The sequence below is a fragment of the Sphingobacterium faecium genome (assembly GCF_003054045.1).
Classification (GTDB): domain Bacteria; phylum Bacteroidota; class Bacteroidia; order Sphingobacteriales; family Sphingobacteriaceae; genus Sphingobacterium; species Sphingobacterium faecium.
In genome coordinates, this window is record NZ_QBKH01000001.1 from 781488 (window position 1) to 794918 (window position 13431).

Sequence of the window (13431 nt, forward strand, 5' to 3'; positions counted from 1 at the left end):
TAACTTTGTTATTGAAATAGAAAAAATTATGACAAATAATAATTTAGAAGCTCTAACTCCTCAGGAGTTGTGGGCAAATTTTTCTGCATTGAATGCAGTTCCTCGTGCTTCTAAGAAAGAAGAACGTGTTATCGCATTTATGATAGATTTTGGTGAAAAATTGGGATTAGAAGTTACTGAGGATCATGTTGGAAATGTTTTGATGAGAAAAGCTGCGACTCCAGGAATGGAAGATCGTAAAACAGTAGTTCTGCAATCTCATTTAGATATGGTACATCAGAAAAACAATGATACTATTTTTGACTTTGATACCCAAGGAATCGATATGTTTGTTGATGGAGATTGGGTTAGAGCTAATGGGACCACCTTAGGTGCGGATAATGGAATTGGTGTAGCCACGATTATGACAATATTAGCATCCAAAGATTTGTCACATCCTGCTATCGAAGCTTTATTTACAATTGATGAAGAAACGGGTATGACTGGTGCAATGGGGTTGCAGGGAGGAGTTTTAACAGGAGAAATTTTATTAAATCTGGACACCGAAGAAGATGATGAAATTGATATTGGTTGTGCAGGAGGAATTGATGTAACGGCATCTAAATCTTACCTTGAAGAAGCAAGCCCTTCTGGAGCAGTGGCTTTTGAAATCGCTGTCAAAGGACTTAATGGTGGCCATTCTGGGATTGAGATTCACAAAGGGTTGGGTAATGCAAATAAAATTATGAACCGTTTGTTGTATAAATCCTATGAAGAATTTGGTTTACAGATTGCAACTTTAAATGGCGGAAGCTTACGTAACGCAATCCCTCGTGAATCGGTTGCCAAAGTGATTGTTTCTTCAGAACATGAAGATCATTTTGCATCAGATCTAGCGCCTTTAATAGCTGATATTCAAGCTGAGTTTAAAACGGTAGATGCTGGTTTGACAATCACTGTTGAAAAACTAACACAAGTTCCCGCTCAGGTGATTTCAGCTCATGATCAAGAACAACTGATCAATGCTGTTTACGCTGCCCAAAATGGCGTATATCGGATCAGCGCTGATTTCGACGATTTAGTGGAAACTTCTAATAATATTGCCAAGGTAAGTGTTGCCGACGGTAAAATCAGTGTAAAATGCTTAACAAGATCATCTGTTGAAAGTTCTAAAATAGATTTGGCGCAATCTTTAGAAGCAACTTTCTCTTTAGCAGGATTTGACGTCGAATTTTCTGGTTCATATCCAGGTTGGACTCCCAATGCAAATTCTGAAATCTTAGAAGTATTAAAGCGTATTTATATAGAACAGCATCAGGAGGAACCAAAAGTGGTGGCTTGTCATGCTGGATTGGAGTGTGGAATATTAGGTAAAAATTATCCAGACATGGATATGATATCTTTTGGACCAACTATTTTAGGGGCTCATTCTCCAGCAGAAAGAGTATCTATTTCTTCTGTTCAAAAATACTGGGAATTTGTAAAACAAATCTTGAAGGAAATTCCAAAGAAGTAATATATTAGTTCTTATGAAAAGGCTTAAATTAATTTTTAAGCCTTTTTTATTTTTGTCTATTGTTATTTTGACAAAGATTTTTTAAATTTACTTTTAGAGTTGTAGATATAACCATATATGTTTACTCATTCCTTAGATAGATAGTACTACCCAATATTTCCTTCTGTCTTCATCGAATTTCCATTCATTCCATTTGTTTTTATATTTATTCAAAAAAGACAAAATTTTATTCTGGATAAAATTGCTATTGATTCATATATGGTTGGAATTTATGTTCAAATCCATAATAACTAGAATGATCTAGTATTTATTTTTTAGCTTATCTGCGTTTTTTATGTGTTTTTGTTAAAATTTGACGCAACAAAAAGCATGTTTTAACACATGCAATTGATGTTAAAATTAGTTAAATAGGTGTGGGAATTTTACTTTTGCACCATCAAAACTATATCAAACACATCTTACATGAAAAAGTCTCTACTTTTTTTTGCTCTTGCTGTTGCAAGTTATGGCACAATCCATGCACAAACAACAACAAGTAGTGTTACAGGGGTTGTCAAACAATCTACTGGACAAACAACGACAGGTGCAACCATTAAAGTTACACACCAGTCAAGCGGAGCCACCTTCAGCGGATCGGCAGATTCTAACGGACAATTTAACATCGTAAATCTTCAAGAGGGGGGGCCTTACAAAATTGAGGTTACTTACATTGGTCAAAAAACCCTTGTTTACGAAAATGTGTTCTTGAAAGCCGGTGAAGCACTACATTTAGACCCTGTTTTTGCAGAATCATCTTCAACAAATTTGGGTGAAGTTGTTGTGGTAGGTCGTGGTTTGATTGACATTGCTGAAGATCGTAAAACGCCGATTGCTGTTTCAACTATTTCTCAACAAGAAATTGAAGAGAAAGTAGGTGCACAAGATATCACAGCGACTTTGGCCAATACTCCATCTGTTTATGTGACAAGTCAAGCGCGTGGTTTTGGAGAGTCTTCGATGACTACTCGCGGATTCGATCAATCTAATACTGCCTTCTTATTAAATGGCCAACCGATCAATGGTATGGACAATGGTCGTGTTTTTTGGTCTAACTGGAGTGGTTTGACAGATATTGCTTCTCTTGTTCAAATTCAACGTGGTTTAGGGTCCTCAAAATTAGCGATTTCTTCTGTTGGTGGTACAACAAACTTTGTTACTAAGTCGACAGATATGAAACAAAGTGGTTTTATTAAGACAACGATCGGTAATGATATGTTTGTGAAATCAACCATAGCCTATAACACAGGTTTAATGAAAAGTGGATTCGCTGTCTCAGCAATGGTTACAGGATGGCAAGGGAATGGGTACATGAAAGGTACTGAAGGTGCCGGTCAAAACTATTTTTTATCTGTTGGTTATAAGGTAAACGAGAAGCACAACTTAAATCTAATGGTGACAGGTGCTCCTCAGTGGCACAATCAAGGTTATACTTCTGAATTATCTAACTTCTTGAAAGAAGGAAGAAAATATAATGATAATATAAAAATGATCAACGGGGTAGAGACTAACCCACGTAAAAACTATTATCATAAACCAGTTGCTAATTTAAACTGGGATTGGACAATTGATGATAAATCATCATTGTCAACGGTTGTATATGCTTCTATGGCTCGTGGTGGCGGTCAGTCACTACGTAATGATGCTTCTAAAGAAAAAGTTCCTTATTTAGCTGCTGATGTTAATAATCACCAATGGTATGGTGTAGTTTCTAACTACAACCGTAAATTAAACGATAATTTAAACTTTAATATTGGATTTGATTTACGAGACTACAAAGGAGAGCACTATCGACAAGTTACAGATTTATTAGGAGCTCCAAGTATATCACATAAAGACAATGTAAATTTACCTGGATTGACCGTTACTTCAAATCAATACTCCACAAATCCTTGGAAGACATGGTCTGATAAACCGACTGATGCTAAAGATCGTTTAGCTTGGGATTACGAACAAATTATTCGTTACGCGGGTTTGTTTGGCCAGATCGAATATGCGAAGGATGGTTTCACAGCATTTGCGCAAGGATCGGTATCGCAACAGCACAATAGCCGTAATGATGTATTTTTATACAAAATCGGTGAAGGTAAATCAGAATCTGTTAACAATTTTGGATATAATGCTAAAGGAGGATTAAGTTATACATTAGGTGGTCATACGTTATTTGGTAATGCGGGATATTATTCACGTCAGCCTTACCAAAATAATATCTTCATGAACTACAAAAATGATGTTAATCCATATGCTGTTAATGAAAAAATCTTAGGATTAGAATTAGGTTATAAATATAATTCGAGATACTTTGATGTAAGTGTAAATGCGTACCGCACAACTTGGGCTGACCGTACAACTGGTAGTTCTTTTACTGCTACTCAAAAAGAAGTGGATAAATATGGAGCTGACTTAGTTCAAGTTGGTAGTCTTATTTACAATACAAACTATGGTGTAAAACAGGACCATCAAGGTGTAGAATTGGAATTATTGACACGTCCTTTTTCTTTCTTACAATTGAAGGGTTTCGGTTCAGTAGGTAAGTGGGTATATGATGGTGAATCCAACACTATCGTACGCAATGAGGATCGCGTCGTATTAGAAAATAAAGTAAGGGATTTAACAGGTGTTAAAGTGGGTGATGCAGCACAAACATCATTCGGAGTTGGTGCTAAAGTATTCATCATAAAAGGTCTTTCTGTAGATGCCGATTACAGAAGATACGAAAGATTATACGGTGCATTACCGAGCAATACACCTACAATGAAATTACCAGATTACGATTTGTTAGATGCGGGTGTATCTTATAGAATTGCTGTGAGTGAAAAAAATGCGATCAGTTTCCGTGTTAATATGAACAACGTTCTGGACAAGTTGTATATTTCTGAAGCTACTTCAAATGTTGAGTCTAAAGCAGGTGCCACATACTGGAAAGGCATTGATACTTCAAACTACGTGTTGATGGGATGGGGACGTACATGGAATGCTTCTGTGAAATTCACGTTCTAAGCGAATACAAAACATAATTTTACTTCTTAAAAGCCGTTGCAAATTATCGCAACGGCTTTTTTTATATCGACCAATCTAGATCTTAATAAAATAGATGATGTTCTATTTTTATTTGATGCTGTATAATTTTTGTTAGTGCTTTATGAGAATGATGGCACAATGAGGTACAGGTGGATATTTAATTTTAGGTAGATTATTATAGTTATCATATCCATACCGCTTTCTATGTTTACGATTTTTTGATTATATCTTGCTTTTATTAGTATAAAAAAAAGGCTAAACATAGTTGTTTAGCCTTCTTGTATCTTTTTAATTTTATCTATCTTGACATGGACTGTATCACACTAACATGTGATTTAAAAGCCGAATTTAATGTTTTATATTCCAGGTATTTAACATTAAATTCCTGACATGTTTCTCTGACCAATTTATTAATGGCAGGATAGTGTATGTGACTTATCTTTGGGAATAAATGATGCTCAACCTGATAATTTAAACCACCTAATATCCAGGTTAAAAACTTGTTTTTTGTAGCAAAATTTGCTGTAGAGCTCAACTGATGGATCATCCATTCATTTTCCATTTTAGTTGCATCTGTTGTTTGTTCTAAAGCAACAAATTCTGTTTCAGTTACTACGTGAGCGAGTTGAAATACAGTGGCCAAACATATACCACATGCAATGCCGGATATTAATAATCCCACTAAAGTAGGCACCCAACCAACAACTAAAACAGGGATAACAATAAAAATACTCAGGTGAACAATTTTACTTACCCAAAATATTACTTTTTCACGTAAAGGGAACTCAAATGATTTTTTTCTACTGCCCATAGCTTCAAGAAAATATTTTTCATAATCTTGGTAGAAGATCCAAGCTAAATAAGATATGCTATATAAAAGCATAAAATAATACTTTTGATAGGAGTGATGCTTCTTTAACTCTTGGTCTTTGTGCACGCGCATAAATTTAATATCAATATCATGGTCTTCACCTTCAATATTGGTATAAGTATGATGTGCTATATTATGCTTTAGTTTCCAAAAATATATATTGCCACCCATTAAATTAAGGCTGTAAGACAAAGCGCTGTTTAGCCTTTTACTGTTAGAAAAAGTATCATGACCAGCATCATGCATCACGTTGAAGCCAATGGCTGCAAAGTTAATGCCGAGTAGTATTAAAACAACAACACTGATTAACCAATGTGGTTGAATGACAACTAATGTGATATAGAAAGATATAGCGGTTAAAAACAGGATAATTGCTTTTGTTAATACTCTTTTTTCTCCTGTTTTTTGAATTTTATTAGTTTTGAAATAGTCGTTAATTCTTTCCTTTAAAGATTTGGAAAATAATGTGTTAACATTATTAAATTTAATTGTTGTTTTCATTGAGATCGTTTAACTCTGGTTAAAAATAAGTGTAAAACTAAATTTGCATACAGAGCTTAAATTGATTAATTTATTATTTGTATAAAGGTAATAAATATTTTTTTCAATGATGTTAATTTAAGTTAAAGGTTTTAAAAAGTAATTTGGTCTTCTTATATAATTATTTATTGAGATTCAAGTTTTTGATTCTACATTTTGGATAGGATACTAGAATAGAAATATTTTAGGAGGCAAATAAAAGGGATTGCAAATTGATGCAATCCCTTTTATATTATCAAGCTATAAGTTAGTTTAAAGCATTGATTTTAGCTGTAATTTCTGAAGTTTTTGCTTCATCTTGCATAAAAACGTAATAGTTTTTAAGATTTGTTAAAGCATCAACATTTTTAGGTTGCAACTCCACTGCTTTTGTTAAATACACTAAAGCAGGTTTTATTTCTTCTTTAATCTTCGCAACACCTTCATTGTATTTTGCTTGACTTAACGATCTATCATTATTCAAAATATTCAATTTTTCGCGAACACCATTCATCATTGTAATTGCGATATTAGTATTTGCTTCAAAATAATCAGGGTCAACAGCTAATGCTTTTTTATAAGCTTCAATAGCAGCTGCATCATTTTTATTTGCAGAATTAGCAATACCTAAATAATAATTTAAACTTTTGTTATTTGGATCTTTTGCTAATTGTGCCGTGATACCAGCTAAAATTTCTTTTTCACGTCCAGTAATCAAGTTGAACTCGATATTTTGAACTGCAGCAGCATTATCTTCAGGATATAATTCTACCGCTTTAGCAGCATACTCTAATGCTGAAGAGGTATCTTTTGCTGATAAATATAATTTTGGAAGATCCACCACTACCTGTTTGTGAGAAGAAAATTCTTTCACAGGAATCAATTGTTTATATTTTGCAATTGCTTTATCGTAATCATTAACCTGTAATGCCGAAATACCGCCATAGTAAATTAATGTTGTATCACCAGGTAAGTATGTCAATGCTTTTTCAAAAGAGTCGTAAGCTTCTTTATATTTTTGACCTTGATATTCTTCAGCACCGATATTAAAATTATATTGACCTAATACTTGTTCCGACACTCGGATATTATCTTTATTTGCACCATCAGTATCCAAAGATTTTGCTTTAGCAATTCCATCTTCTGCTTTTTTTGCAGCTTCAGTAGATTTATCCAAATTAGCTAAATTAGCATATACCAAAGAATAGATCGTCCAAGCCTCTGCATTATCTTTTGTCTTGTCATGAACAACAGCAAGATCAATAGCTTCTTGTGCAGTTTTTAAATTCGGTAAAGCTAATTGCGGAGTACCTGCGCCTTTCAGTTCTTCAAATTTGGCTATACCAGTTTTTGCTTTATTAACATTATTTTTTTGTGCATAAACAGATGTTCCCGCCGATGCAATAGCTGCCAATAATAATAATGATTTAATGTTCATCTCTAATTAACTGTTAATTGATTTAATAATATATTCACACGATCTAATTGTACAAAATCTTCTATCGCATTGTAGTAAGTCGATAGGGCTTTAAGCGCATTAACATCATATGGTTTAATTTCATTTGCTTTGAGCAGATATGCTTGTGCATATTGTTTGTCTTCGTCTGTTTTAGACTTTAGAAAATCTTTCAAATAAATAAGTCCTAAAGCTAAATTTGATGGATAATTATTAGCATCTAAACGCAAAACCTTATTGTAATATTGTTTTGCATTTCGAATATCTTTAGCGTCTTCATATGCATAACCCGCTAAATAATTTAACTCCACATTTTCAGGCTCCAATTTTATAGCTTCATCAATGATCGGCAAGACAGCGTCATAAGATTCATTTTTAGCATAAATATCGATTAGCTTAAAAAGAATCTCTTTATTTTGAGGAAATTGCTGACGACCAGCTGTCAATGTATTAAGCTCATCTTGCTTGGTGCCAATTTTCTCATATACCGCCGCCAGTTCCAGATAATATTGCGCTTTTCGAGAATCCTGTTTGATTAATTCATTGTAGTATTTAATGGCATCAGGATATCTTTTGCTGCTTACCGCTAATGTTGCTAAATTAAATTTTAAGTCAGCATTTTTAAAACCAAGAGAATCTACTTTAAGAAATCCTTTGTAAGCTTCATCAAACTTGTTATTTTTCAAATCAATATTTGATTTGTAAATTAAAGCCGTTGCTAAATTTTGTTTGATATAGTCAACTTCAGTGGGAAAATTTTTATAAGCCTTTTTACTATTGATCAGTTTTAATGTATTTAAACTTTCATCAATAGGGTCGAGGGTATATTTTTGTTTTCTTGTTGAATCTGCCACAGCAAAGGAACTATAAACTAATCCTCTTAAAATATTATTGCGAACTGAAGATGAATCTTTTCGAGTTTTAAATGCAGCATCACTAAATTTTCGTGCATTTTCGAGATTTTTTATATCTCCAGTTTGCGTATAAAGTGCAAAACTGTTGCTGCCCTCCTTGATATTGGATTGGGCAACAACAGTTAAACTTGAAGCTGACAGTATTAATGATGTCAATAATGCTCTCATTCTATTTTATTCTTCGTTAGATTCAGATTTCTCGTCTTGATCGGTTTCTGTTATTTCCGTAGAAGTCTCACCATCTTCTGTTGTTGGTATTTCACCATCTTCAGTTGCGATAATTTCTTCTTCTTCTTCTTCTTCTCGATCTACTTTAGTAATAGAGGCAATTTCATCATCACCTTTAAGATTGATCAAACGTACACCTTGTGTAGCACGTCCCATTACTCTTAATTGTTCTACTGAAATACGAATAACAATTCCTGATTTATTGATGATCATCAAATCTTCAGTATCGTTAACACCTTTTACTGCGACTAAACTACCTGTTTTTTCTGTAACGCTAATCGTTTTTACACCTTTACCACCACGGTTTGTAACGCGGTAATCTTCAATGTCTGTACGTTTTCCATAGCCTTTTTCCGAAACAACAAGTACTGTAGTCTCTGGATCATCTACACTAATCATACCAATTACTTCATCAGTTTCACTACCTAAAGTGATACCGCGAACACCAGTAGCTGTTCTTCCCATAGGTCTAACCGTAGACTCGTTAAAGCGAATAGCGCGTCCAGAGCGTAATGCCATTACAATTTCGCTAGTTCCACTAGTTAAACATGCTTCTAATAATTGATCTCCTTCGTTGATGTTAATAGCATTAATACCATTAGCACGAGGGCGAGAGTAAGCTTCTAAAGATGTTTTCTTAATTGTACCTTTCTTAGTACACATAATGATGAAATTATTCTCCAGATATTCTTGGTCTTTTAAGTTCTTCACTAAAATGTAGGCCTTAATTTTTTCGTCTTTTGGAATATTAATAATATTCTGTAAAGCACGACCTCTAGAAGTTCTGCTTCCTTCAGGTACCTCAAATGCACGAAGCCAGAAACAACGTCCAGATTCTGTAAATAGCAACATGTAATTATGTGCAGAAGCTGTAATGATATGTTCCGTAAAGTCTTCTTCACGTGTAGTGGAACCGATAGATCCACGTCCACCACGACCTTGACGTTTATATTCAGTAAGTGGAGTACGTTTTACATAACTATTGTGAGAGATTGTAATCACGATTTCTTCATCGTCAATAAAATCTTCCATACGCATATCTTCAGCGGAGTGTACGATAACCGATCTACGTTCGTCACCATATTTCTCTCTGATTTCGATCAATTCATCCTTAATGATTTGCATACGAAGACTTTCGTCTGCTAGAACAGATTTTAAGTATTCGATTGTTTTCATTAATTCAGCATATTCTTCTTTAATTTTGTCATGTTCTAGTCCAGTTAGACGACGAAGCGTCATATCTAGAATAGCACGAGCTTGGAGATCCGATAAACCAAATTTCTCCATTAAACCTACGCGGGCATCTTCAGGAGTTGCCGAAGCACGAATAAGTTTAATGACCTCGTCTAAATGGTCTAGAGCAATTAAATACCCTTCTAATATATGTGCTCTTTTTTCTGCTTCAGATAATTCAAATCGAGTACGACGTGTAATTACATCATGACGGTGATCTACAAATACCTGAATCATATCTTTCAAATTCATCAACACTGGTCTTCCTTTGACAAGTGCGATGTTATTTACTGAAAATGATGTCTGTAAAGCTGTATACTTAAATAGATTATTGAGTACGACGTTTGCATTAGCATCACGTTTGATATCATATACAACACGTAAACCCGTACGATCCGATTCGTCCCGAATGGCTGAAATACCTTCTAATTTTTTCTCATTAACCAATTCAGCGGTACGTTCAATCATATTCGCTTTATTGATTTGATAAGGAATCTCCGTGACAACGATCGATTCTCTACCTGATTTTGATACTTCAATTTCGGTTTTTGCACGCATGACCACACGACCACGGCCTGTATTTTCAGCATCTTGCACTCCCGAATAACCATATATCAAACCACCAGTAGGGAAATCTGGACCTTTGATATATTGCATCAATTCTGGAATGTCAATATCGCGGTTATTAATATAGGCAACTGTACCATTGATGACCTCTGTCAAGTTGTGCGGCGCCATATTTGTCGCCATACCCACAGCGATACCCGATGCTCCGTTTACTAATAAATTAGGAATACGGGTAGGTAATACTGTTGGCTCTTGTAAAGAGTCATCAAAGTTCAATTGATAGTCAACTGTATCTTTATTAATGTCCGATAAAATCTCCTCAGCAATTTTTTTCAATCTTGCTTCTGTATAACGCATTGCTGCAGGTGGATCTCCATCGACTGAACCGTAGTTACCCTGCCCGTCCACTAAAGGATAGCGCATGTTCCAATCTTGCGCTAGACGCACCATTGCATCGTATACGGAAGTATCACCATGTGGATGGTACTTTCCTAAAACGTCACCAACGATACGTGCCGACTTTTTGTAAGGTTTACTACTTGTAACACCTAAATCCAACATGCCATAAAGAACACGACGGTGTACAGGCTTCATGCCATCTCTAGCATCTGGTAATGCACGAGAAACAATAACTGTCATTGAATAATCAATGTAAGCAGTTTTCATTTGATCCTCTATACTTACCGAAATAATTCGATCGTTTGCAGGCACTAAATTATTATCATTTTCTGTTTCTTCAGCCATATTAATTTGGTTTCGATAAAACTATTAAACAATACCGTCTACACGGATTGCTACGCATGCGAAGTTACAAAAAAATAACCTCAAAAGCGAATGTTTTGAGGTTCAAGATAGTGAAAAAAATAGTCTATTTTTTTATTGATTTTAAAATCAAAATCTAATCACAGTTGCTCTTTATCTTAATTTTTTAAAACGTAGTCGAAGTGAATTGCCAATCACAATAACATCTGAAAATGCCATAGAGAATGCCGCCAGCATAGGACCTAAAAATCCCATCGCTGCAAGTGGTATCGCCACGATGTTATAAGCAAAAGCCCAAAATAGATTTTCCTTGATTGTTTGTAAGGTATGTCGACCAATAAGTAATAGATTCTCAATGGATTTTAAATCGGAGTTTAATAAGATTATTTTTGCCGATTGAATCGCAATGTGACTCGCGTCGCCCAAAGAGATTCCAACATGTGCTGTTGTTAGGGCAGGGGCATCATTGATTCCATCTCCAACCATGGCGGTGATACCTGTTTTTTTTAATTGATTGATGATGTTTAATTTTTCTTCTGGATTGCGGTCTGAATAAACTTCTGCTATTCCTAATTTTTGGGCCACCTGATCGCATTTTGTTTTGCGATCGCCACTTAGTATGACGGGAGTAATGTTTTTAGCTTTAATCGCCTGAATCAATTCTTTTGCGTAAGGTTTTATTTGATCTTCAATAACCAGTCCCGCAACAACAACATCATTGATCGACAATATTAAGTCATAACGGTTTGAATAATCAACTTTTCCTAATCGTGCATTGATCAGTTTGTATGCATTGTTGTTGGTATCTGTTGCATAGATGCCTTCGCTCTTAATTTCCTTGACATGCTGAAAGATGATGCGGTATGCTTTCACCTCAGTCATGTGTTGTCGGATAGAGGTTGCAATAGGATGATTAGAATAACTTTCTAATTGAGCGATAATAGATTCAACTTGCTTTTGTTCGATACCAAAGGTTTGGATTGCTTTAATATTAAAATCGCCCGTTGTCAAAGTACCTGTTTTATCAAATACCATATACTTCAGTTCGGACATTTCTTCGATCGTATCGCCTCCTTTGATTAATATTCCCATTTTTGCGGCTCTACCTAAGCCGACCATGATTGCCGTTGGTGTTGCTAACCCCATAGCACAAGGACAGGAGACGACAAGTACAGCAATGGCATTCATTAACGATTGCTGTAATGAAATTTCAGCAATAAAATACGTGATGAAAAATGTGAACACCGCTATGACAACCACTAAGGGTACAAAATATGAGGCAACTTTATCACCCAGCTTTTGAATAGGAGGTTTTTTTGATTGCGCATCTTTAATCAGTGATATGATCTGTGAAAGTACCGTTTTTCGACCAACCTTAGTTGCAGTTATCTTAAAGTTTCCATCTGTTAAGGTTGTTCCTCCAATAACGCTATCATATTTCTTTTTAAATACAGGTAGACTTTCTCCCGTAATCATGGCTTCATTTACAAACCCATCTCCAGATAAAATATCACCATCTACAGGGATGAGATCCCCTGATCTAATGAGTAAAACATCTCCTTGTTTGACATCTTTCGTATGTATTATTTCTTCATGTTCACTTGAAATTCTGGTCGTATTCACATTTTGAATTTTGATGAGATCTCCAATTGCTGAAGTTGTTTTTTTGACAGACTTCTTTTCTAGCAAGTTTCCTAAAAGAACTAAAGTAATAATCGTAGCACATGTTTCATAAAACATATAATCAGGGCCCAGCTGCTGGATGGTACCGATGAGACTATAGGTGAATGCTGCCGACGAACCTATAAATATAAGCACATCCATATTGGGCATTCCATTCCTTAAGGAGAAGAATGCACTTTTACCAAAATGAAAGAAACCAAGTAAGAATACAGGAACACAAAGCGCAAGTTGTACATAAGGATCATGCAACAAGGAATGATGTATAAACATATGGGCAAATAATGGAATCGTAAAAATCAGACTAAACCAAAATTTAGTTTCTATTTTTTTGTAAAAATGCTCTTTAGGTGCTTCATCAGTTATGACATGGAAGCCTAAGTTTTCTATTCCCTTGGTTATTTCTCTAAGATTTTCTTGTGCAATACCGGAAAACTTCACTTCATCTGAAGCAAAATCCACAAATATATCTTTAGCGTCCTTTTTCTCTAAATATTGATGTATAGCTATTGCACAATTGGTGCAATGCATCCCGGTTACAGTAAGCTCTACAGTTGTTGTTTCTTCGTTCATACTTTTTCGACCGCTGGTCTACTGCAAATATACTTAATTTTAGGTGTATCATTTTTCTATATTGATTGAAAAATGA

The 13431-nt window shown here is 34.9% G+C and carries 7 protein-coding genes; 2 read left to right on the forward strand and 5 right to left on the reverse strand.

What is annotated here, in order from left to right; translation table 11 throughout:
• The first annotated feature begins 28 nt into the window (after positions 1–28).
• The gene (locus tag C8N37_RS03415; RefSeq protein ID WP_211322182.1) at positions 29–1495 is read left to right on the forward strand and encodes an aminoacyl-histidine dipeptidase; all 1467 of its coding nucleotides are present in this window, start codon (positions 29–31) and stop codon (positions 1493–1495) included.
• 462 nt (positions 1496–1957) lie between these two features.
• Entirely contained in the window at positions 1958–4531 is a 2574-nt protein-coding gene (locus C8N37_RS03420; RefSeq protein ID WP_108157552.1) for a TonB-dependent receptor, read from the forward strand.
• A 319-nt stretch (positions 4532–4850) separates the two neighbouring features.
• Here the strand turns inward: C8N37_RS03420 and C8N37_RS03425 are convergent, their stop codons facing one another.
• From C8N37_RS03425 to C8N37_RS03445, 5 genes are all read right to left on the reverse strand, one after another.
• The gene (locus tag C8N37_RS03425; RefSeq protein ID WP_108157553.1) at positions 4851–5924 is read right to left on the reverse strand and encodes a fatty acid desaturase family protein; all 1074 of its coding nucleotides are present in this window, start codon (positions 5922–5924) and stop codon (positions 4851–4853) included.
• 286 nt (positions 5925–6210) lie between these two features.
• On the reverse strand, positions 6211–7380 hold the full coding sequence (locus tag C8N37_RS03430) for a tetratricopeptide repeat protein (protein ID WP_108157554.1): 1170 nt from the start codon (positions 7378–7380) through the stop codon (positions 6211–6213).
• A 2-nt stretch (positions 7381–7382) separates the two neighbouring features.
• Positions 7383–8480 carry a tetratricopeptide repeat protein gene (locus tag C8N37_RS03435; RefSeq protein ID WP_108157555.1) on the reverse strand — a complete coding sequence of 366 codons (1098 nt, stop codon included), beginning with the start codon at positions 8478–8480 and terminating at the stop codon, positions 7383–7385.
• A gap of 6 nt (positions 8481–8486) precedes the next feature.
• On the reverse strand, positions 8487–11084 hold the full coding sequence (gene gyrA / locus C8N37_RS03440) for a DNA gyrase subunit A (protein ID WP_108157556.1): 2598 nt from the start codon (positions 11082–11084) through the stop codon (positions 8487–8489).
• A gap of 171 nt (positions 11085–11255) precedes the next feature.
• Entirely contained in the window at positions 11256–13355 is a 2100-nt protein-coding gene (locus C8N37_RS03445; RefSeq protein WP_108157557.1) for a heavy metal translocating P-type ATPase, read from the reverse strand.
• Positions 13356–13431 lie beyond the last annotated feature (76 nt).

Excerpts from the sequence above, each read along its gene's own strand:
- C8N37_RS03415 (WP_211322182.1), top strand. The coding sequence starts at position 29 with ATGACAAATAATAATTTAGAAGCTCTAACTCCTCAGGAGTTGTGGGCA.
- C8N37_RS03420 (WP_108157552.1), top strand. The coding sequence starts at position 1,958 with ATGAAAAAGTCTCTACTTTTTTTTGCTCTTGCTGTTGCAAGTTATGGC.
- C8N37_RS03425 (WP_108157553.1), bottom strand. The coding sequence starts at position 5,924 with ATGAAAACAACAATTAAATTTAATAATGTTAACACATTATTTTCCAAA.
- C8N37_RS03430 (WP_108157554.1), bottom strand. The coding sequence starts at position 7,380 with ATGAACATTAAATCATTATTATTATTGGCAGCTATTGCATCGGCGGGA.
- C8N37_RS03435 (WP_108157555.1), bottom strand. The coding sequence starts at position 8,480 with ATGAGAGCATTATTGACATCATTAATACTGTCAGCTTCAAGTTTAACT.
- gyrA (WP_108157556.1), bottom strand. The coding sequence starts at position 11,084 with ATGGCTGAAGAAACAGAAAATGATAATAATTTAGTGCCTGCAAACGAT.
- C8N37_RS03445 (WP_108157557.1), bottom strand. The coding sequence starts at position 13,355 with ATGAACGAAGAAACAACAACTGTAGAGCTTACTGTAACCGGGATGCAT.